This window comes from Nonomuraea sp. NPDC005692, assembly GCF_040631115.1.
In the GTDB taxonomy this organism is placed as follows: Bacteria; Actinomycetota; Actinomycetes; order Streptosporangiales; family Streptosporangiaceae; genus Nonomuraea.
In genome coordinates, this window is sequence record NZ_JBEXYU010000039.1 from 1 (window position 1) to 21,224 (window position 21,224).

Sequence of the window (21,224 nt, forward strand, 5' to 3'; positions counted from 1 at the left end):
ACACAATCCCCTTTTTTCATACTTTTCCCCTCTCCGTTTTTTATTTTTTTTTTTTTTTTTTGCTCCTATGGTCACCTCCCTTTTTCCCGGGCGGCGGCCGGGATCCCGGCCGCCGCCTCTGGCGTGACTAGCTGCAACCCTCGGCCGGAGGCGCGGTCTCCGACAGCTTCAGGCCCTGGATGCCGCCGAACCACTTCTCCAGCAGCTGCTTCATGGTGCCGTTGTCCCACAGCTTCTTCACCGCGGTGTTGACGGCCTCACACGTCTTGCTGTCGCCCTTCTTCAGGCCGATGCCGTACTTCTCGTCGGTGAAGCCCTGGCCGAGCACCTTGAAGTTGCCGCCGGCCTGCTTGGCGAAGCCCGCCAGGATCAGGTCGTCGGTGGTGACGGCGTCGAGGTTGCTGCCCGACAGCTTCTGCACGCACTCGGAGTAGGTGGCGGCGTCGACGGTCGTGGCGTCGATGTCGAGCTTGCCGTCCGGGGGCGGGTCGGTGACGCGCTTGTAGGAGTTGGAGCCGGCCGCCTTGCAGATCTTCTTGCCCTTGAGGTCCTGCGGGGTGTTGATCGCGGTGTCGTCCTTGCGGACCATGATGTCCTGGTGCGCGATCACGTACGGGCCGCCGAAGGACACCTTGCCCTTGCGCTCCTCGGTGATGGAGTACGTGGCGAAGATGATGTCGACGGTGCCGTTCTGGAGGAAGGGCTCGCGGTTGGAGGAGGCCGACTCCTTCCACTCGATCGAGGCGTCCTTGCCGCCGTTCATCTCCTTCAGCACGGCCTTGGCGACGTCGACGTCGAAGCCCTCCGGCTCCGACCCCTTCTTCAAGCCCAGGCTCGGCTGGTCCCACTTGGTGCCGACCACGACCTTGCCGCCGTCCTGGACCTTCTCCAGGACGCTGGCGTAGGTCTTGTCCCCGCCGCAGGCGGCGAGCGCGGCGAGCATGCCCACTCCCGTGACCACCGCTCCCAAACGACGCATGTGCATGTATACCTGCCTCAAAATCTCAGTGCGTGAGGATCTTCGAAAGGAAATCACGCGCGCGGTCGGTCTGCGCGTTGGTGAAGAACTCGTCGGGGGTGTTCTCCTCCACGATCTGCCCGTCCGCCATGAAGACCACCCGGTTGGCGGCCCGGCGGGCGAATCCCATCTCGTGCGTGACGACCATCATCGTCATGCCGTCACGTGCCAGCCCGATCATCACGTCGAGCACCTCCTGGACCATCTCCGGGTCCAGGGCCGAGGTGGGCTCGTCGAAGAGGATCATCTTCGGGTCCATGGCCAGCGCACGTGCGATCGCGACCCGCTGCTGCTGGCCGCCGGAGAGCTGGGCCGGGTACTTGTCCGCCTGCGCGGCGATGCCCACCCGTTCCAGCAGCTCCATGGCCCGCGCGTCGGCCGCCTGGCGGTCCTTGCGGCGCACCTTGATCGGGCCGAGCGTGACGTTCTCGCGAATGGTCTTGTGCGCGAACAGGTTGAAGGACTGGAACACCATGCCGACCTCGGACCGCAGCCTGGCCAGCCCCCTGCCCTCCGCGGGCAGCAGCTGGCCGTCGAACACGATCCTGCCGTCGTCGATCGTCTCCAGGCGGTTGATCGTCCGGCAGAGCGTGGACTTCCCACCGCCCGAAGGGCCGATGACCACCAGAACCTCGCCACGAGAGACGGTCAAGTTGATGTCCTTCAGGACGTGCAACGCCCCGAAGCGCTTGTTGACGCCCTCCAACTGAACGAGTGGAGTGGCGTCGCCGTTCTCCGTCATGGACCAAAACGGTAGAGGTCATTAAGACGCTGGTCACTAACCAGGTGGTACCGATCCGGTCACATCGTGCCGTCAAGCTGGTGTTTTAGACGGGGGCGGCTGCCGCGAGCCGGACAACGACTACCCTTGAACCTGCCATGACTGTGACCCAGGAGAGCGCCCGCACGTACGAAGTGCGCACATACGGGTGCCAGATGAACGTGCACGACTCCGAGCGCCTTTCCGGCCTGCTGGAAGACGCCGGCTACGTGCCGGCCCCCGACGGCGCGACGGCCGACGTCGTCGTGTTCAACACGTGCGCCGTGCGGGAGAACGCCGACAACCGCCTTTACGGAAACCTCGGCCATTTGCGGCCGGCCAAGATGGACAACCCGCGCATGCAGATCGCGGTGGGCGGCTGCCTGGCCCAGAAGGACCAGGGCGACATCGTCCGCAAGGCGCCCTGGGTCGACGTCGTCTTCGGCACCCACAACATCGGCTCCCTGCCGGTGCTGCTGGAGCGGGCCCGGGTGGCCGGCGAGGCGCAGGTCGAGCTGAAGGAGTCGCTGGAGGTCTTCCCCTCCACGCTGCCCACCAAGCGCGAGTCGGCCTACGCGGCGTGGGTCGCGATCTCGGTCGGCTGCAACAACACCTGCACGTTCTGCATCGTGCCCTCGCTGCGCGGCAAGGAGAAGGACCGCCGTCCCGGCGACGTCCTGTCCGAGGTGCGCACGCTCGTCGGCCAGGGCGTCCTCGAGGTGACCCTGCTCGGCCAGAACGTCAACACCTACGGCGTCGAGTTCGGCGACCGGCTGGCCTTCGGCAAGCTGCTGCGCGCCTGCGGCGACGTCGAGGGCCTGGAGCGGGTGCGCTTCACCTCGCCCCACCCGGCCGCCTTCACCGACGACGTCATCGCCGCCATGGCCGAGACGCCCAACGTCATGCACCAGCTCCACATGCCGCTGCAGTCGGGCTCCGACCGCGTGCTGCGGGCCATGCGCCGCTCCTACCGCGCCGAGCGTTACCTCGGCATCATCGAGCGGGTGCGGGCCGCCATGCCCGACGCGGCCATCTCGACCGACATCATCGTCGGCTTCCCCGGCGAGACCGAGGACGACTTCCAGGCCACCCTCGACGTCGTCCGGCAGAGCCGCTTCGCCAACGCCTTCACCTTCCAGTACTCCATCCGTCCGGGCACCCCGGCGGCCACGATGGAGGACCAGATCCCGAAGGAGGTCGTCCAGGAGCGTTACGAGCGCCTGGTGGCCCTGCAGGAGGAGATCTCCTGGGAGGAGAACAAGAAGCAGGTCGGCCGCACGCTGGAGGTGCTGGTCGCCGAGGGGGAGGGCCGCAAGGACGACGCCACGCGCCGCCTGTCCGGCCGCGCCGCCGACAACCGGCTCGTGCACTTCGCGGTGGGCGAGGAGACCCCGAGGCCCGGTGACATGGTCACCGTCGAGGTCACCTACGCCGCCCCCCACCACCTGGTCGCCGACGGCGCGGTCCGGGCGCTGCGGCGCACGCGGGCCGGCGACGCCTGGGAGGCCCGCCAGGGCGCCCCGGCGAAGGGGCCCGGCGTGCTGCTCGGCATGCCGTCCGTCGGCCGCCCGGCGGCTCCCGCCCCGGCCGCCGGAGCCTGCTCGGCCCACTGAGTCACCGCGTTCCCGCACCCCGCCGCCCCTTCCGGACGGCGGGGTGTTCGGCGTGGGTCAGCGGCGGAGGCGGTCGAGGAAGCTGTAGCACGGCTGCCGGCGGAAGTCGTCGAACGTGGCGCACGGGTCGGGCGCGCCGGCCCGTACGGAGGGAGGCGGCGGCGGGGGAGGCGCCTGACGGTCCGGCTCGGGGACGACCCGTTCCCTGGGCGGCGCCTGCGGGGACGCGTGCGGAGCCGGACGGCGCACGGCGGCCCGCCGGGACGGACGCGGCGGCGCGACGAGCGGCGGACGCGTCGGAACCGCCTTGAGTGAGACCGGGGACGACGGCCCGCCCTCCACGGGCCTGCCCTTCCACGGCTCGCCCTGCACCGGCGGGAGCGAGGGCTCGCCCGGCTCCGTCGTCGTGGGCCGGCCGGGCGCCGGCACGGCCTCCATCCAGCCCGGCGACCAGGGGCCGGGCGACCAGGGGCCCGCCGACGGTGTGGGCGGCGCCGGGGACGGCTCGGCCACCGGTGAGACCGCGATCTGCGAAGGAAAATGCGATCTTGGGATAAGCGGTGTTTCCTGATCGAATTCACGACGGCTTTGCGGGCGCGATTCCGGAGAACTGGTGAATGCCAGGAAAATCCCGAGGCCGGCCGTGACGAGTACCCCGGCCGCTCCGGCCGCGGCGCCCAACCGGGGACGGCCACCTGGGCAAACAGATCTTTGGGGGGACAAGTCGTGATTCCTTTGTGATTGGTGTGCGAGCATTCCGCTGATGCGGCTAGTGTGGTCCATCACCCGCGGAAGCCGGCGAGCTTTCCCCGATACGACCGCAGGGAGCTGCACCACCATGCATGATCCGACCGAGACGGATCGTCAGGAGATCCTCTCCGGGCCGGGCCCGTCCCCGAGGCCCCCCGGCAAGAGCAGGAAGACCGCCATCATCGCCGCGTCGGCCCTCGTCGGCGTGCTCGCCGCGGGCGGCGCCGGCTACCTGCTGGCGGCCAAGCCCGGCCCGAGCGCCCAGCAGGAGCAGGGCTCCGGCCGCCCGTCCCCGGCCACGAGCGCCGGCGACGAGGTGTTCGAGGCCGACGAGGAGGCCACGATGGGCGACGCCACCACCGACGCCCCCGACGACGGCCTGCCCACCGACGGTTCCGACGACTCCGCCATGGGCGACGCCGTCACGGACACGGGCGGCGGCTCCGACCCCGCCGACAAGGGATCGACCGGTTCCGACGGCACCGGCGGCACGACGCAGACGGGCACCGGCAAGAAGCCCGGCACACCGTCCACCAAGGCCCCGCAGCCGGAGGGCGACAACCCCGCCGACGGCCCCGCGGGGGAGCTGACCGGCCAGTGCGCCAAGAACGGCTGCTGAGCGGACCGCGCCAAGTGGCTCGCCCTTTCCGGCCGGTAATGGACCTGCTGGAGAGCCGGCCGTCCTCGTAGGGTGCCGGGCATGACGACTGACAGAGCGGCCACGTTGCGCCGGCTGCATGTGCCCGGCAGCCCGCTGATCCTGCCCAACGTCTGGGACGCCGCCTCGGCGCGCGCGGTCCAGGAGGCCGGGTTCCCGGTGGTGGCCACCGGCAGCGCGGCCGTCTCCCGCGTGCTGGGGTACGCCGACGGCGAGAGCACGCCGGTCGGCGAGATGATGGCCGCCGTCGCCCGCATCGCCAGGGCCGTGGACGTGCCCGTGACCGCCGACGTCGAACGCGGTTACGGCCTCGCGCCCGGCGAGCTGGCCGAGCGGCTGGCCGAGGCGGGGGCGGTGGGCTGCAACGTGGAGGACTCCGACCCGCGTACCAGCGAGCTGGTCGACGCCGGGGCGCAGGCGGACTTCCTGGCCGGGATGCGGGCGGCCGCGGGCGACGCCCTGGTGATCAACGCGCGGGTCGACACCTACGTACGGGGCCTGCGCGACCGGGCGGCGGCCGTGTCGCGCGGCCGGCGCTACCTGGAGGCGGGGGCCGACTGCGTGTACCCGATCACGCTGGCGGACGAGGACGAGATCGCGGCCCTCGTCGCCGAGGTGGGCGGGCCGGTGAACATCCTGTTCCGGCCGAAGGCGCCGTCGTACGCGCGGCTGGCGGAGCTGGGGGTGGCCAGGATCAGCTTCGGCGGCGGCCTCCACCAGGCGGCCCACGCCTACACCGAGCGCCTGCTCACGGCCATCGGACAAGGCCACGACCCCTACACAACCTGACCACCGAACTCAGCGCGCGCACCGGGGTCCTGAGGGTTTGGGGCGCTGCACGCGTTGGGGTGTTGAGGGGTGCGGGCCCTGGGCGGGCTGGCCGTCGGGGGGTGGCGGGTGGCGCGTACGCTTGCGCTCGTGCTTGTCGCCGCGGCCGTCTGCCCGCAAACCCCGCTGATCGTGACCGGGCTGCCCGAGCTGCGCGCGGCCTGTCGTACCGCGGTCGCCGCGCTCCGGGCCGCCCGTCCCGACGTGCTGGTCGTGGTGGGCGGTGCGGAGACGACCCGCTCCTACGACGGCGCCGCGGCGGGCAGCCTGCGGCCCTGGGGCTTCGAGGTCACGGTGGGCGAGGGCCCACCCGTGCTGCCGCTGTCCCTGACCGTCGGCCGCCGCCTCCTGAACGACGCCGACCAGCCCTCCAACCGGCCGCCCACCACCGACGCCGAACGACCCCCCACTCGATCGCGCACTCACGACGCCGAGGGGGTTCCCGCGCAGGCGGTTGCCTTTGACGCGGCTCCGGCCGAGTGCCGGGCGATCGGTGCCGAGCTGGCCGCCCTCGGGCGAGTCGCGCTGCTGGTCATGGCCGACGGCTCGGCCTGCCTGACCCCGCGGGCCCCGGGCCGGTACGACGAGGCGGCGGGGCCGTACAACGACCTGATCGCCGAGGCGGTCGGCAGGGCCGACGCGGCGGCGCTGGCCGCGCTCGACCCCGTCGAGGCCGACCGGCTCTGGGTGACCGGCCGCGCGGCCCTCCAGGTGCTGGCCGGCGCGGCCGAGGGGACGCCCCTGACGGGCACGCTCCTCATGCAGTCGTCGCCCTACGGCGTCGGTTACTTCACAGGCGTGTGGAGCTGACGAGGCGGCACAGGGAGACGCGTCAAGCCAGGGGTCGGCGGCGGGGGACGGGGATGCGCATCAGGTCGCGGGCCGTGATCACTTCGCCGTCGAAGCTGCGCCGCACCTCCTCCACGAACGACGGCTCCTCGGCGAACCCGTACCGCTCGGAGAAGTGCGTGAGCACCAGCCTGCGCACGCCCGCGTCGGCCGCCACCACGCCCGCCTCGAACGCCGTCAGGTGCCCGTACTCCTTGGCCAGCGCGCTCTCGGCGGACAGGAACGTCGACTCGATCACCAGCAGGTCGGCCCCGGAGGCCAGCTCGAAAACGGCGTCGCACAGGCGGGTGTCCATGACGAACGCGGCGCTCTGCCCCGGCCTGGGCTCGCTGCACTCGGCGAGTGTGACGCCCCGGACCGAGCCCTTGCGCTGGAGCTCGCCGACCTCCGGGCCGCGGATGCCGTGGCGGGCCAGCCGGTCGGGGAGCATGCGGCGGCCGTGCGGCTCCTGGATGCGGTAGCCGTACGACTCGACGGGGTGGGACAGGCGGCGGGCGATCAGGGGCCCCACCCCGGCCAGCGCGCCGGAGACCGGATGCTCCTCGATCACCGTCGTGTCGGCGAACGCGGCCGCGTGCCGCAGCCTGCGCCAGTAGGTCTCGCCGGCGGCGGGGAAGACCGCGCGCACCGGATGGCGCACCCGGTCGCGGGCGATGCGCTGCACGACCCCGGGCACGCCCAGGCAGTGGTCGCCGTGGAAGTGGGTCACGCAGAGCCAGTGGACGTCGTTCGCGCTCAGCCCGGCGTGCAGCATCTGCCGCTGCGTGCCCTCGCCAGGGTCGAAAAGGTAGCCTTGCCCGTCCCAGCGCAGAAGGTACCCGTTGTGGTTACGGTGTCGGGTGGGCACCGCGCTGGAGGTGCCCAGCACCACGAGTTCACGTGAGGACATGATGACCACGGTCGCGTTCGCCGAGGTGCCGACGCCGGTCGGCCCGTTCGTCCTGGCCGTCACCGAGCGGGGGCTGGTCGCCTCGGGATGGGGATCGCCCGCCGGACTGGCCGGCCGGCTCGGCCTGGCTGAGGTTCATGATGCGGATCGTACGGCCTCCGCCGTCGCCGAGCTGAACGCTTATTTCGCCGGCGAGCTGCGCACGTTCAGCACCCCCGTGGACTGGCGGCTGATGACGGGCTCCCGGCTGCAGGTGCTGCAGGCCCTGCACCGCGTCCCGTACGGCACCGCCGTCACCTACGGCGAGCTGGCCCGGCGCGCCGGGTCGAGCGTGCCCGCCCGCGGCATCGGCTCGATCATGGGCTCCAACCCGATCCCCATCATCGTGCCCTGCCACCGGGTGGTCGCGGGCAACGGGCTGGGCGGGTTCAGCGGCGGCGTGGGGGTGGAGACCAAGCGCTGGCTGCTGACCCACGAGGGATACCTCCAGCCGACGCTCCTCGACCTGTAGGTGGTCCGTCCACACCCGGACAGTTGACACACTGGTCGGTGTGCGCCAGCAGCCAGTCATCGCCGTCGTGGGCCCCACGGCGGCCGGGAAGTCCGATCTCGCCGTCGACCTCGCGCTCCGGCTCGGGGGCGAGTGTGTCAACGCCGACTCCATGCAGCTCTACCGCGGCATGGACATCGGCACGGCCAAGCTCACCCTCGCCGAGCAGCGCGGCGTCCCCCACCATCTGCTGGACATCTGGGACGTCACGGTCACGGCCAGCGTCGCCGAGTACCAGCGGCTGGCCAGGGAGCTGTTCACGAAGATCGACGTCCCGGTGCTGGTCGGCGGCAGCGGCCTCTACGTCCGCGCGGCCCTCGACGACCTGGAGTTCCCCGGCACCGACCCGGTGATCAGGGCCCGGCTGGAGGAGGAGCTGGCCGAGCGCGGCCCGGCCCCCCTGTACGAGCGGCTGCGCGAGCTCGACCCGGCCGCCGCCGAGGCGATCCTGCCGAGCAACGGCCGCCGCATCGTGCGCGCGCTGGAGGTGATCGAGCACTCCGGCCGGCCGTTCTCGGCCACCATGCCGTCCTACGACGCCGTCTATCCCAGCGTGCAGCTCGGCCTGGAGGTGCCGCGGCCCGAGCTCGACGAGCGCATCGAGCTGCGGGTCGAGCGCATGTGGGCGGCTGGGCTGGTCGAGGAGGTCCGCGCGCTGCTCGGGCAGGGCCTGGCCGAGGGGCGCACGGCGGGCCGCGCGCTCGGCTACGCCCAGGTCATCCGGTTCCTGGAGGGGGAGTGGAGCGAGGAGCAGGCGTTCGCCGAGACGGTCAGGGCGACCAGGCGCTTCGCCCGCCGCCAGGAGTCGTGGTTCCGCCGCGACCCGCGGGTGCGCTGGCTCCCGTACGACGCCCCAGATCTGCTCGAACGCTCCCTCGCGCACATCGCCGACCCGGGTGCGGCATAAACTCAGGCAATGCGGTTTCTCAAGGGGCACGGCACCGAGAACGATTTCGTCATCCTGCCCGATCCCGATGACGGCGTGGAAGTGACGGCCGCGCTCGTGGCCAAGATCTGTGACCGGCGGGCCGGGATCGGCGCCGACGGCGTGCTCCGGGTCGCCAGGACCAAGCAGCACGCCGAGGTGGCCGAGCAGGCCGCGGTGGCCGACTGGTTCATGGACTATCGCAACGCCGACGGCAGCGTCGCGGAGATGTGCGGCAACGGCGTACGCGTCTTCGCCCGCTACCTGGTGGACGCCGGGCTGGTGGAGGGGGCGGAGTTCAGCCTGGCCACCAGGGGCGGCCCGCGCCGGGTCCGCGTCGAGCCCAACGGCGACATCACGGTCGACATGGGCAAGCCCGCCGTGCTGGGGGAGAGCGTGGCGGGCGTCGGCGGTCACGAGTACTCCGGTCTCCACGTCGACATGGGCAACCCCCACCTGGCCTGCGCGATCGGCGACCCGGTCGTCCAGCTCGACCTCAGCCACCAGCCCGGCTTCGACACCGGGGTCTTCCCGGCGGGCGTCAACATCGAGCTGTTCAACCCGGTCGGCGTCAGCCGCGTGGTGATGCGGGTCTACGAGCGCGGCTCGGGCGAGACGCGGTCCTGCGGCACCGGTGCCGTGGCGACCGCCGTGGCCGCCGCGCACATGTCCGGCGACACCACCGGCACCTGGACCGTCGAGGTCACCGGCGGCTCGCTGACCGTCATCCTCGACGAGGACACGAGCTACCTGTCCGGCCCGGCGGTGATCCTGGCGAGCGGCGAGCTGATGCTTGCAGAATGATGTTCTCCTGAGGGATGCTGGGTCCACTTTCCGAACCGAGGAGGGGTTGAGGATGGCGGACCCGCGTACCACGGCGGTCCAGGTCAAGGCGCCGATCGGCCAGTACGGCGGCGGCTTCATGGTCTCCCGCGAGGCCAAGGCCGTCTGCGAGGAGCACGGGCTCGGCCCGCGCGAGCTGTACTTCCGCGGGCGCTGCGGGGTGCTCGGCGAGTGCCATGCCGACGTGGTCACCTCGGTGGCGGTCTTCTTCCCGGCCGCCCACGTCCAGGAGAGCTGGAACGGCGGCAGGAAGATGCCCGTCGAGCAGGCCGTCGAGCTCTACACCGAGGCGTGCAGGCAGTGGGGGCGGCGCAAGTTCGGCGGCCACGACGGCTGCGCCCGGATCGCCGAGCTGCTCGAACCGGTCGTCGCGCAGGCCTCGCCGGTGGGCGCGCCGCTGTTCGCCGGCTGGCGGGCGGTGCCGCTGCCGGACGACGCGCCCGCGCGTGCCGTCCAGCTCATGCACGTCCTGCGCGAGCTGCGCGGGGGCCTGCACGCCAACGCCGTGCTCGCGGCCGGTCTGCATCCTCTGGAGGCCACGCTCGCCGCCGTCCACGACACCACCCCCTTCGGCTACGCCGACGGCGTGACGATCGCCAGGTTCTTCACCTGGCCCGAGCCCTACGCCACCCCCGGCCCCGAGGTCGTGGCGCGGCGGGCCCAGGTCGAGGAGACCACCGACGACCTGATGGCCCCGGTCTTCTCGGTCCTGCGCGACAGCGAATCGGACGAGCTGATCGAGCTTCTGCGTTTTGGGCACGCTCGTTGACCTGGCAGACTGACTGCCCATGGACGTGGACATCTGGGCCTGGGTCGGCGAAACCCAGCAGCAGCTTTCCGAGGCGGGCAACGTTGGCCTCGCCATGGCGCTGGGAGACCTTCCCGCACAGGCCTACGAGGGCCGGTATCCGCAGCTCGACGTGATGGCCCCGGCCATCGCCCAGCAGGCCGAGACGCTGGAGCTGCCCTGGCTGGAGTTCTACGCCCGCTACTGGCACCTCGTGGGCCGCATCGGCGACCGGGCCCAGGGCGCGGTGGCCATCGACGACGCACGGCAGCTGCTCACGTTCGCCCAGCGCGAAGACGTGCGCGAGTGCCCGGCCACCCCGGCCGCCGTCGAGGCGATGGCCATCGTGTGGGCCAACACCGACGGCCCCGGCTACGCCGGCGACCGCCTGGAGACGGTGGGCGCCTTCCTGGAGGGCATGAGCCCGGAGCGGCCCGCCTTCAGCGGCCTGGTCACCCAGTACGTCGCGGCGCTCGTCGACGCGGGCAAGGCCGGCGAGGCCGTCGCCTACGCCGAGTCCGCGGTCGAGCGGCTGCGCACGGCCGGTCGCGAGGCGAGCTGGGAGCTCGGCGCCGAGCGCGCCCGCGCCCTGCTGGCCGCCGGCCGGGCCGACGACGCGCTGGCCGCCCTGCAGGCCGCCGCCGACCTCGCCCCCGACGACCCGCCCGCCAAGGCCCATCGCGAGGGTGTGCGCCGCGCGCTCATCCTGGCCGAGCTCGGCCGCACGGCCGAGGCCGTCGACGCGCTGCCCGACCTCGACGTGGTCGGCGAGCACCCGCGTGTCTTCGTCGAGTGGTCGCGCGCGGTCGCCAAGCTGGCCGGGTCCTCCCAGATCACCAACACCTGGCAGCTCGGCCGGGTGCTGCGCCAGTGGATCGACTACTTCGGCATGATGGGCGGCTACCGCGCCCGCGTCGAGCTCGCGCTGGTCGCGGGCGACCTGGCCGTCGCCAGGAGCGGCGTGTGGCAGGCCCGCCTGCTGGCCGACCTGGCCGAGTCCGGCGCGGCGGAGCTGCGCGGCGAGACCGGCGACCTGACCGAGCGCGTCGCCGCGCTGCGGGCCGCCGCCGACGCCGCCGCCGAGCCCGCGGCCCCCGGGCCCCTGCCGGAGCGGGTCGGCCTGTTCGACGCCGCCGACGGCTTCAACGCCGACCCCGAGAAGTGGGTGGGCTGGCTCGCGCCGCTGTCCGGCGAGGACCTGGAGGCCACCCGCCGCCACACCACCACGCTCGGCTTCCTCGGCTTCCCCGCGGCGGGCGCCGACATCTACTGGAAGCTGCTGGTCGACTCCGGCGACATCGCCTCCGCCGACCCCGACGACGTGGCCTACCTGACCACCCTGCTCATCGAGGCCCGCCAGGACGAGCGCCTGGAGCAGATGGCCGCGCTGCTGCCGCACGCCGCCCAGTACCTCGCGCTGGCCAGGCTGCACAGCGCCCGCGAGCGCTGGCCGGAGACCCTCGACGCAGCCGAGCACGCGGTCGCGGCCGGGGCCGGCATCGAGGCCAGGCGCCTGCTGTCCGGCGCCGCCCAGCAGCTCGACCACAACGACAGGGCGGCCGGCGTGCTGGCCGAGGTGATCGACGAGCTGACCGACGAGGACACCTGGCGCATGGTCGTCATGGCCACCTCGGCGGAAGACTGGGACACCGTGCGCAAGGGCGCGGCCAAGATCGGCATGCCGATCAAGTCCAAGCAGGGCCCGATCGAGGAGGAGATGGGCCTGATCCGGCTCATCCTCCCGGCGCCCGACGGCGGCCAGCGCCAGGTGTTGTCCATCCGCACCGGCCCGGCCACCGCCCGGCTGGCGCTGCCGCAGCCGCGCGGCATGGACTACAACGCGGGCGACCTGGTCGTGTTCGACCCGCAGCTGCTGGAGCCCGTCCCGGAAGACCCGCAGGAGCAGCAGAACTTCGTGCCGCCGTTCGCGGCCGTGCGCATCCTGCGTCCCGGCGGTTACACCAGCTACTTCTTCGACGGCGCCGCGCCGAGCGAGGAGGACTGGGCGGAGTTCACCGAGGTCATGGCCGAGCGCGGCTGGCCGATGTGGGTCTACAGCGACGAGAACTACGCCGTCACCCACCCGACCAGCGGCGAGTCACTGCCGGGCGTGTTCGGCTGGGTCGCGGTGCCGCCGGACGTGTCGGCCGCCGAGGTCGACGCCCTGCTCGACGACGCCACCGAGCGCTGGGTGCACCCGCTGGCCTGGCTCGACCTGGCCCGCGAGATCGACGTCGAGGTCGAGCGGCACGAGCGCATCGTCAAGGAATACGGGCTCTGACGTGCTGGAGCGCTTCAGCCTCGACGGCAAGGTCGCCATCGTCACGGGCGCGTCGTCGGGGCTGGGCGTGGCCTTCGCCCGCGGGCTGGCCGAAGCGGGCGCCGACGTCGTGATCGGCGCCCGGCGCGCGGACCGGCTGGCCGAGACCGGGCGCCTGGTCGAGGAGACCGGGCGTCGCTGCCTTCCGGTCCAGACCGACGTGGCGGTGCCGGAGGACTGCGACGCGCTGGTCGCCGCGGCCGTGGCCGAGTTCGGGGCGGTCGACGTGCTGATCAACAACGCGGGGGTCGGCACCGCCGTGCCCGCGCTGCGCGAGCGGCCCGAGGAGTTCCGCCGGGTGGTGGAGATCAACCTGCACGGCACGTACTGGATGGCGCAGGCGTGCGCGCGGGTGATGCGGCCGGGCTCGTCGATCGTGAACATCGGCAGCATCCTCGGCGCGACCACCGCCGGGCTGCCGCAGGCCGCCTACAGCGCGTCGAAGGCGGCCGTGGCCGGGCTCACCCGCGACCTGGCCCAGCAGTGGACGGCCCGGCGCGGCATCCGGGTCAACTGCCTGGAGCCGGGGTTCTTCGCCTCGGAGATGACCGAGCAGTATCCGCCCGGCTACCTGGAACGCATGCTGGACCTGCGGGTGCCGATGAAGCGGGCCGGCGACCCGGTCGAGCTGGTGGCGGCGGCGGTCTTCCTGGCCTCCGACGCCTCGTCGTACGTCACCGGTGTCACGCTGCCCGTGGACGGCGGCATCCTGATCACCTAGACGGTCCTTCCAGTACGTTGTCGGGAATGAGCGCCCCCTACGTACGTTCCTACCGTCCGGCCGATCTGGCCGCCGTCTACGACATCTGCGTGCGCACGGCCGACGCCGGTGGCGACGCCCGCGGCCAGTACGCCTCCGACCTGCTCATGGGCGACATCTTCGCCGTCCCCTACGTCACCCTGGAGCCCGAGCACGCCCACGTCGTGGACGACGGCACGGGCCGGGCCGTCGGCTACGTCGTGGGCACCGCGGACACGGCGGCGTTCGTCCGCCGCTACCGCGAGGAGTGGATCCCGGCGTCCGCGGCCCGCTGCCCCCTTCCCGCCGACCCGCCGGTCACCGCGGACGACCTGATGCTCGCCCTGCACCACCGGCCCGAGCGCATGCTGGTGCCCGAGCTGGCCGATCACCCCGCCCACCTGCACATCGACCTGCTGCCCGACTGGCAGGGCAAGGGCTGGGGACGCCGGCTCATGAGCGCCTTCGTCGACGGCCTGCGCGCCGCCGGGGTGCCGCGGCTGCATCTGGGGATGGTCAGCACGAACACGCCCGCGCGGGCCTTCTACGACCGGCTCGGGTTCGCGGAGCTGGCCGTGGCCGACGCCGGGCCGGTGACGTACCTGGGACGGGACACCTCGCCACTCGGCTAGCTCTTGTCCGTGGGGAGCCAGGGCCTTATGTTCGTTGCGTAGTCCGGTGCGTGTTGCGTATTAAGGAACAACCGGAGGCGTGATGGGTCGGCCGCGCGTGGTGATCATCGGAGCCGGGATCGTGGGTTGCGCGGTGGCCGACGAGCTCACCGAACGCGGCTGGAGCGACGTCACCGTGGTGGAGCAGGGCCCGCTCTTCGCCGCGGGCGGCTCCAGCTCGCACGCTCCCGGCCTGGTCTTCCAGACGAACCCGTCCAAGACCATGACCGAGTTCGCCGCCTACACCGTGCGCAAGTACACCGCGCTCGGCGCGCACTGCTTCCGGCAGGTCGGCGGGCTGGAGGTGGCCACCACCCCCGAGCGCTGGACCGACCTGCACCGCAAGCTCGGCTGGGCGCAGTCGTGGGGCGTCGAGGGCCGCCTGCTGGAGGCCGCGGAGTGCGCCGAGCTGTGGCCGATGCTGGACCGCGACCGGGTGCTGGGCGGCCTCCACGTGCCGAGCGACGGCCTGGCCGCCGCCGTGGCCTGCGGCGAGACGCAGGCGGCGCGGGCCACGGAACGCGGGGCGCGCTTCCTCGGCGGGCACACCGTGACCGGCGTCGAGCAGCGGGGCGGCCGGGTCACCGGCGTGTCCTGCCTGGTCGCGGGGGAGTACCGGACGATCCCGGCCGACGTGGTCGTTTGCGCGGCCGGATTCTGGGGCCCGTCGATCGGGGAGATGGCCGGGCTGACCGTGCCGCTGCTGCCGCTGGCCCACCAGTACGCGAAGTCCGGCCCCCTGCCCCCGCAGCCCGAGGGCCCCATCCTGCGCCACCAGGACCGCGACCTGTACGCCCGGCAGCACGGCGACCGCATCGGCATCGGCTCCTACGCCCATCGCCCCATGCCGGTCGCCCAGCACGAGATCGGCCCCAAGGGCACCACGATGCCCTCGGTCCAGTCGTTCACCGAGGAGGACTTCGAACCCGCCTGGCGCGACGCCGCCGAGCTGCTGCCCGCCCTGGCCGGGTCCAAGTACGAGGACGGCATCAACGGCGTCTTCTCCTTCACCGCCGACGGCTTCCCGCTGATCGGCGAGGCGCCGCACCTGGACGGGTTCTGGCTGGCCGAGGCCGTCTGGGTGACGCACTCGGCCGGGGTGGCCAGGGCGGTCGCCGAGCTGCTGGTGACCGGCCGGTCGCAGGTGGACCTGCACGAGTGCGAGCTGGCCAGGTTCGAGCAGGCGCAACTGTCGCCCGCCTACGTCGAGGAGCGCGGCAGGCAGAACTTCGTCGAGGTCTACGACGTCATCCACCCGTTGCAGCCCATGGAGTCGCCGCGGCCGATGCGGACCAGTCCGTTCCACCCCCGCCAGGTGGAGCTGGGCGCGTACTTCCTGGAGTCGGCCGGATGGGAGCGGCCGCACTGGTTCGACGCGAACGCGCCGCTGCTCGCCGGCATCGAGGAGCCGCGGATCGGCGCCGACCGGCGGGACGCCTGGGCCGGCCGCTACTGGTCGCCCGTCGCCGCCGCCGAGGCGTGGGCCACCCGCGAGCGGGTCGCGCTCTACGACATGACCTCGCTCAAGCGCATCGAGGTCAGCGGTCCGGGAGCGGCGGCCTTCCTCCAGCACATGACCACCAACAACGTGGACAAGAAACCCGGCACGGTCACCTACACCCTGCTGCTGGACGCCGGCGGCGGCATCCGCTCCGACGTGACGGCGGCGCGGCTGGCGGAGGACAGGTTCCAGCTCGGCGCGAACGGCAACCTCGACCTCGACTGGCTGACCCGGCACGCCCCCCGCGGGGTGCACATCAGGGACATCACGCCCGGCACCTGCTGCGTCGGCGTGTGGGGGCCGCAGGCCAGGGAGCTGGTGCAGGGGCTCACGGACATGGACCTGTCCAACGACGGCTTCCGCTACTTCACCTGCCGGTCGGGGTACGTCGGGCAGGTCCCGGTGCTCGCGATGCGCGTCTCGTACGTGGGCGAGCTGGGCTGGGAGCTCTACACCGGCGCCGACATGGGGCTCAAGCTGTGGGACACGCTGCGGGCCACCGGGATGCCGATCGCGGGCGGGCGGGCCGCGTTCAACAGTCTCCGGCTGGAGAAGGGGTACCGGCTCTGGGGCGTGGACATGACCACCGAGCACGACCCGTACGAGGCCGGGCTGGGGTTCGCGGTCAAGGAGGACAAGGACTTCTACGGCCGCGACGCGCTCCGCGCCGAGCCGTCCCGCAGGCTCGTGCCGCTGCTCAGCGCCGAGGTGGTCATGGGCAAGGAACCCGTCCGGCACGCCGGCCGCGTCGCCGGGTACGTCACCAGCGCCGCGTACGGGCACACCATCGGCCGTCCGATCGCCTACGCCTGGCTGCCGGCCGAGCTGGCCGGACCGGGGACGCGGGTGGACATCTCCTACCTCGGCCGCCGCGTGCCCGCGGAGGTCGCCGCCGAGCCGCTGTTCGACCCCCGGATGGAGAAGATCAGACGTTGACCCACCCCGGCTTCCTCTGGCGCAACCCCGATCCGCGGCCCTCCTACGACGTGGTCGTCGTGGGTGGCGGCGGGCACGGCCTCGCCACCGCCTACTACCTGGCCCAGAACCACGGCCTGACGAACGTCGCCGTCCTGGAGAAGGGCTGGCTGGCCGGCGGCAACATGGCCCGCAACACCACCATCATCCGCTCCAACTACCTGTGGGACGAGAGCGCCGCCCTCTACGAGCACTCGCTGAAGCTGTGGGAGGGCCTGAGCGCGGAACTGGACTACGACCTGCAGTTCAGCCAGCGCGGCGTGCTCAACCTGGCGCACAACCTGGGTGACGTGCGCGAGGGCAGGCGGCGGGTCAACGCCAACCGGCTCAACGGCGTGGACGCCGAATGGCTGGACGCCGACGAGGTCAGGAAGTTCTGCCCGATCGTCGACGTCTCCGGCGGGGCCCGCTACCCCGTCCTGGGGGCCACGTTGCAGCGGCGCGGCGGCATCGCCAAGCACGACCACGTCGCCTGGGCGCTGGCCCGCAAGGCCGACGCGTACGGCGTCGACCTGATCCAGGGCTGCGAGGTGACCGGGTTCGAGATCACCGGGAACCGGGTGACCGGCGTGCGCACCTCGCGCGGGCCCATCGCGGCGGGCACGGTCGCGCTCGCCTCGGCCGGGCACACCTCGGTCCTGGCCGAGCGGGCCGGGATCCGGCTGCCGCTGCAGTCGCACCCGCTCCAGGCGCTGGTGTCGGAGCTGCTGGAGCCGGTGCTCGACTGCGTCGTCATGTCCAACGCCGTCCACGTGTACGTCAGCCAGGCGCACAAGGGCGAACTGGTGATGGGGGCGGGCATCGACGCGTACAACTCCTACGGGCAACGCGGCGGGCCCCATGTGATCGAGGCGCAGATGGCGGCGGCCCTGGAGCTGTTCCCGCTGTTCAGCCGGGTCCGCGTGCTGCGGACGTGGGCCGGGATCGTCGACGTCTCACCGGACGCCTCCCCGATCATCGGCGCCACCCCCGTGGACGGCCTCTACGTCAACGCCGGGTGGGGCACCGGCGGCTTCAAGGCGACCCCCGGCTCCGGCTGGGTGTATGCCGACACGATCGCCAACGGCCGGCCGCACCCGCTCGCCGAGCCGTTCGCGCTGGAGCGGTTCAGCACGGGCGCGCTCGTCGACGAGCACGGCGCGGCGGCGGTGGCCCACTGATGCTGCTCCTCGACTGCCCCCACTGCGGCCCCCGCGACGAGAACGAGTTCCACTACGGCGGCCAGGCCGGGATCGCCTACCCGCAGGCCCCCGGCGAGCTGTCCGACCAGGAGTGGGCCGCCTACGTCTTCCTGCGCGACAACCCCAAGGGCTGGTTCCGCGAACGCTGGTTCCACACGCACGGCTGCCGGACCTGGTTCACCGTCGAACGGCACACGGTCACGCACGAGATCAGGAAGGCGCCATGAGGTTCACCTTCGACGGCCGTCCCCTCCAGGGGGAGCCGGGCGACACGCTGGCGGCCGCGCTGCTGCGCAACGGGGTGCGGGTGGTGGGCCGGGGCGTCGAGTCCGGCCGCCCGCGCGGGGTCTTCTCGGCCGGCCCCGAGGAGCCGAACGCCCTGGTCCGCGTGGGCGCCGACCCGATGCTGGCGGCCACGACCGTGGAGCTGTACGACGGGCTGGAGGCGTGGAGCCTGCGCGGCAAGGGCCGGGTGGACCTCGACGCGGCCGACGACCGGCGTTGCGACAAGGGGTACCTGCACTGCGACGTGCTGGTGGTCGGCGGCGGCCCGGCCGGGCTCGCGGCGGCCGCCGCGGCGCGCGCGGCACGGGTGATCCTGCTCGACGACCAGCCCCGCCTGGGCGGCGACCTGCTGAACAGCCGGGTGCTGCTCGACGGCGCGCCCGCGCTCGACTGGGTGGACTCGCTCGACCTGTCCGGCGTGCGGGTGCTCACCAGGACCACGGCCGTCGGCTACCACGACCACAACTACGTGGTGGCCGTGGAGCGGCGGGCCCGCGGCGAGCGGCTGTGGCACATCAGGGCCCGCCGGGTGGTCCTGGCGACCGGCGCCCACGAGCGCTCGCTCGCCTTCCCCGGCAACGACCGGCCCGGCGTCATGCTGGCCTCCGCCGCCCGCGCCTACGCCAACCGGTACGGCGTGCTCCCCGGCCGCCGGGCGGTCGTCCTCGCCTGCGCCGACTCCGGCTACGAGGCCGCCGCGGACCTGCGCGCGGCCGGCGTGGAGATCGCCGCGATCGTCGATCCGCGCCCCGAAGGACTCACCCCCGACGCCCTGGCCGGGCAGGTGATCACCGGCACCACGGCCGGCGCGGACGGCGTGCTGACCGGCGTGCGGGTGGGGGAGCGGCACATCGAGGCCGACCTGCTGGCCGTGGCGGGCGGCTGGAACCCCGCCGTGCACCTGTTCAGCCAGTCGCAGGGACGGGTGCGCTTCGACGAGGACGTGCAGGCGTTCGTGCCGGACGCCTCGGCCCAGGCCGAATGCTCCGCCGGCGCCTGCCGCGGCCGGTACGGCACCCGCGAGGCCATCGCCGACGGCCACGCCGCCGGCCGGGAGGCCGCCGGTTCGGCCGCCCGCGAACTCCGCGTGCCCGACTGCGACGAACGGCCGCCGCGGCCGCCCGCCGCGTTGTGGCTGGTCGAGGGGGACGGCGACGAGCCCGCCTTCGCCGATCTGCACCGGGACGTGACCGTGGCCGACCTGGCCAGGGCGACCGGGACCGGCATGCGCTCGGTCGAGCACGTCAAGCGCTACACCACCGCGGGCACCGGCGCCGACCAGGGCAAGACGTCGGGCGCGGTCGTCGTGGGCGTGATGTCGGCTCTGCTCGGGACCGCGCCGGGGCAGGTGGGCACGACCACGTTCCGGCCGCCGTACACGCCGGTGTCGTTCGCGACGCTGGCCGGGCGCGACCGGGGCGCGCTCTCCGACCCGGTCAGGACCACCGCCATGCACGCTTCGCACGTCGCGGCGGGCGCGGTGTTCGAGGACGTCGGCCAGTGGAAACGCCCCCGCTACTTCCCGCTGGACGGCGAGACGATGGAGGCCGCCGTGGCGCGCGAGTGCGTGGCCGCCCGCACCTCCGTCGCCGCCATGGACGCCTCCACCCTGGGCAAGATCGACATCCGGGGCGCGGACGCGGGCGCGTTCCTGGACCGGATCTACACCAACATGTACTCCATGCTCGCCGTCGGCGCCTGCCGCTACGGGCTCATGTGCCGGGCCGACGGCATGGTGTTCGACGACGGCACCACGACCAGGCTCGCCGACGACCGCTACCTCATGACCACGACCACCGGCAACGCCGCCGCGGTGCTCGACTGGCTGGAGGAGTGGCGGCAGACCGAGTGGCCGGAGCTCGACGTCTCCTTCACCTCGGTGACCGACCACTGGGCGACGGTCGCCGTGGCCGGTCCCAAGGCGCGGCGGGTGATCGCCGCCGTCGCGCCCGGCGCGCTCGGCCTGCCCTTCATGCGGTACGCCGAGACGGACGTGCTCGGCGTGCCCGGCCGGGTGTTCCGGATCAGCTTCTCCGGCGAGCTGGCCTACGAGGTCAACGTGCCCTGGCCGTACGGCAGGGCGTTGTGGGAGGCCGTGCTGGAGCTGGGCGCGGTGCCGTACGGGACCGAGGCGATGCACGTGCTGCGGGCCGAGAAGGGGTTCGCCATCGTCGGCCAGGAGACCGACGGCACGGTCACGCCGTGGGACCTCGGCATGTCGTGGATCGTCTCCCCGCGCAAGCCCGACTTCGTGGGCAAACGCTCGCACGCCCGCCCCGACACCGCCCGCGACGGCCGCAAACGCCTGGTCGGCCTGCTCGCCGACGACCCCGCGGCGCCGATCGAGGAGGGCGCCCAGCTCGTCAGGGGCGGGCTGGGCGCGCCGATGCTGGGGCACGTGACGTCCGGTTACGCCAGTGCGGCGCTCGGCCGGACGTTCGGGCTGGCCATGGTCAGGGACGTCGTGCCCGGGGACCGGCTCACGGCGGTGTCGGGGGCGGCGGCCACCGGCGTGACGGTCGTCGAGCCGGTCCTGTACGACCCGGGCAACACCCGCCGCGACGGCGACCCCCTGGAGGAGGACGTGCCCGCGGCCCTCGGGGGCGTTCCGGCGCGGGAGAGCCCGGCGGCGGCGTTCGCCGGGCGGTTCGCGGCGGCGAGCGGGCCGTCCGTGCGGCTGCGCGAGCTGCCGTTCGAGCCGATGTGGGAGGTCCGGGGCGCCGATCCCGGCGTGGGCCTGCGGCTCGGCCCGTCGTGGTGGCTGGTGACCGGGGACGCCGAGCCGGGCCCCGGCTGGGTGGACGTCTCGGGGCAGCGGACGATCCTGGAGCTGTCCGGGCCGGCGGCGGACGACGTCCTGATCACCGGCTGTCCCGTGGACCTGCATCCCGACGTGTTCCCCGGGTCCGCGCAGACGCTGCTGGGCCGGGCCCCGGTGATCCTGGAACGGCGGGCGCCCGGCGAGTACCGGATCCACGTCAGGTCGTCGTTCACCGCGTACCTGGCAGAGTGGCTCTTGGACGCCCTTTTGGCGTTATAAGACCATTTAGGGGTACTTGCTATACCTAGACTTTACGAAAAC

At 72.8% G+C, this 21,224-nt stretch carries 19 protein-coding genes; 15 read left to right on the plus strand and 4 right to left on the minus strand.

What is annotated here, in order from left to right; genetic code table 11:
* Positions 1-127: 127 nt before the first annotated feature.
* A complete protein-coding gene (locus tag ABZ459_RS45400) occupies positions 128-979 on the minus strand; it encodes a glutamate ABC transporter substrate-binding protein (protein ID WP_357985135.1) in 852 nt (283 codons plus the stop codon).
* 25 nt (positions 980-1,004) lie between these two features.
* The gene (locus tag ABZ459_RS45405; protein ID WP_357985138.1) at positions 1,005-1,760 is read right to left on the minus strand and encodes an amino acid ABC transporter ATP-binding protein; all 756 of its coding nucleotides are present in this window, start codon (positions 1,758-1,760) and stop codon (positions 1,005-1,007) included.
* A 137-nt stretch (positions 1,761-1,897) separates the two neighbouring features.
* Here ABZ459_RS45405 and miaB point away from each other — a divergent pair, with 137 nt between their 5' ends.
* The gene (gene miaB / locus ABZ459_RS45410) at positions 1,898-3,391 is read left to right on the plus strand and encodes a tRNA (N6-isopentenyl adenosine(37)-C2)-methylthiotransferase MiaB (protein ID WP_357985141.1); all 1,494 of its coding nucleotides are present in this window, start codon (positions 1,898-1,900) and stop codon (positions 3,389-3,391) included.
* Between the two features lie 57 nt (positions 3,392-3,448).
* On the opposite strand, the gene ABZ459_RS45415 is transcribed toward miaB, so the two are convergent.
* Entirely contained in the window at positions 3,449-3,904 is a 456-nt protein-coding gene (locus ABZ459_RS45415) for a hypothetical protein (protein WP_357985144.1), read from the minus strand.
* Positions 3,905-4,229: 325 nt separating this feature from the next.
* Between ABZ459_RS45415 and ABZ459_RS45420 the strand changes: the two genes are divergently transcribed.
* The 3 genes from ABZ459_RS45420 (at position 4,230) to ABZ459_RS45430 (ending at position 6,437) form a co-directional block, all read left to right on the plus strand.
* Positions 4,230-4,760 (plus strand): hypothetical protein, encoded by a 531-nt coding sequence (locus ABZ459_RS45420; protein ID WP_357985147.1) that lies wholly within the window; start codon positions 4,230-4,232, stop codon positions 4,758-4,760.
* Positions 4,761-4,841: 81 nt separating this feature from the next.
* Positions 4,842-5,588: an isocitrate lyase/phosphoenolpyruvate mutase family protein gene (locus ABZ459_RS45425; RefSeq protein ID WP_357985149.1), complete on the plus strand. Its 747-nt coding sequence runs from the start codon at positions 4,842-4,844 to the stop codon at positions 5,586-5,588.
* 129 nt (positions 5,589-5,717) lie between these two features.
* Positions 5,718-6,437 (plus strand): hypothetical protein, encoded by a 720-nt coding sequence (locus tag ABZ459_RS45430; RefSeq protein WP_357985152.1) that lies wholly within the window; start codon positions 5,718-5,720, stop codon positions 6,435-6,437.
* Between the two features lie 22 nt (positions 6,438-6,459).
* On the opposite strand, the gene ABZ459_RS45435 is transcribed toward ABZ459_RS45430, so the two are convergent.
* Positions 6,460-7,365: a ribonuclease Z gene (locus ABZ459_RS45435; RefSeq protein WP_357985155.1), complete on the minus strand. Its 906-nt coding sequence runs from the start codon at positions 7,363-7,365 to the stop codon at positions 6,460-6,462.
* Between ABZ459_RS45435 and ABZ459_RS45440 the strand changes: the two genes are divergently transcribed.
* The 11 genes from ABZ459_RS45440 to ABZ459_RS45490 all read left to right on the plus strand — a co-directional run bounded on the left by ABZ459_RS45440 (position 7,364) and on the right by ABZ459_RS45490 (position 21,182).
* Positions 7,364-7,876, plus strand: coding sequence for a methylated-DNA--[protein]-cysteine S-methyltransferase (locus tag ABZ459_RS45440; protein WP_357985158.1), 513 nt, complete (start codon positions 7,364-7,366; stop codon positions 7,874-7,876). The genes ABZ459_RS45435 and ABZ459_RS45440 overlap by 2 nt on opposite strands.
* A 40-nt stretch (positions 7,877-7,916) precedes the next feature.
* Positions 7,917-8,822 carry a tRNA (adenosine(37)-N6)-dimethylallyltransferase MiaA gene (gene miaA / locus ABZ459_RS45445; RefSeq protein WP_357985161.1) on the plus strand — a complete coding sequence of 302 codons (906 nt, stop codon included), beginning with the start codon at positions 7,917-7,919 and terminating at the stop codon, positions 8,820-8,822.
* Between the two features lie 9 nt (positions 8,823-8,831).
* Positions 8,832-9,644 carry a diaminopimelate epimerase gene (gene dapF, locus ABZ459_RS45450; protein ID WP_357985164.1) on the plus strand — a complete coding sequence of 271 codons (813 nt, stop codon included), beginning with the start codon at positions 8,832-8,834 and terminating at the stop codon, positions 9,642-9,644.
* 52 nt (positions 9,645-9,696) lie between these two features.
* Positions 9,697-10,452: a hypothetical protein gene (locus ABZ459_RS45455; protein WP_357985167.1), complete on the plus strand. Its 756-nt coding sequence runs from the start codon at positions 9,697-9,699 to the stop codon at positions 10,450-10,452.
* 19 nt (positions 10,453-10,471) lie between these two features.
* Positions 10,472-12,751, plus strand: a complete 2,280-nt coding sequence (locus tag ABZ459_RS45460) for a tetratricopeptide repeat protein (RefSeq protein ID WP_357985170.1) — start codon at positions 10,472-10,474, stop codon at positions 12,749-12,751.
* 1 nt (position 12,752) lies between these two features.
* A complete protein-coding gene (locus ABZ459_RS45465) occupies positions 12,753-13,511 on the plus strand; it encodes a glucose 1-dehydrogenase (RefSeq protein ID WP_357985173.1) in 759 nt (252 codons plus the stop codon).
* A 26-nt stretch (positions 13,512-13,537) separates the two neighbouring features.
* Entirely contained in the window at positions 13,538-14,161 is a 624-nt protein-coding gene (locus tag ABZ459_RS45470; protein WP_357985176.1) for a GNAT family N-acetyltransferase, read from the plus strand.
* A gap of 82 nt (positions 14,162-14,243) precedes the next feature.
* Positions 14,244-16,637: an FAD-dependent oxidoreductase gene (locus tag ABZ459_RS45475; protein ID WP_357985179.1), complete on the plus strand. Its 2,394-nt coding sequence runs from the start codon at positions 14,244-14,246 to the stop codon at positions 16,635-16,637.
* Positions 16,634-17,836, plus strand: a complete 1,203-nt coding sequence (locus ABZ459_RS45480) for a sarcosine oxidase subunit beta family protein (protein ID WP_357985181.1) — start codon at positions 16,634-16,636, stop codon at positions 17,834-17,836. The genes ABZ459_RS45475 and ABZ459_RS45480 overlap by 4 nt, the downstream gene beginning before the upstream one ends.
* A complete protein-coding gene (locus ABZ459_RS45485) occupies positions 17,836-18,084 on the plus strand; it encodes a sarcosine oxidase subunit delta (protein WP_357985184.1) in 249 nt (82 codons plus the stop codon). Before ABZ459_RS45480 ends, ABZ459_RS45485 begins: the two co-directional genes overlap by 1 nt.
* The gene (locus tag ABZ459_RS45490; RefSeq protein ID WP_357985187.1) at positions 18,081-21,182 is read left to right on the plus strand and encodes a 2Fe-2S iron-sulfur cluster-binding protein; all 3,102 of its coding nucleotides are present in this window, start codon (positions 18,081-18,083) and stop codon (positions 21,180-21,182) included. The genes ABZ459_RS45485 and ABZ459_RS45490 overlap by 4 nt, the downstream gene beginning before the upstream one ends.
* Positions 21,183-21,224 lie beyond the last annotated feature (42 nt).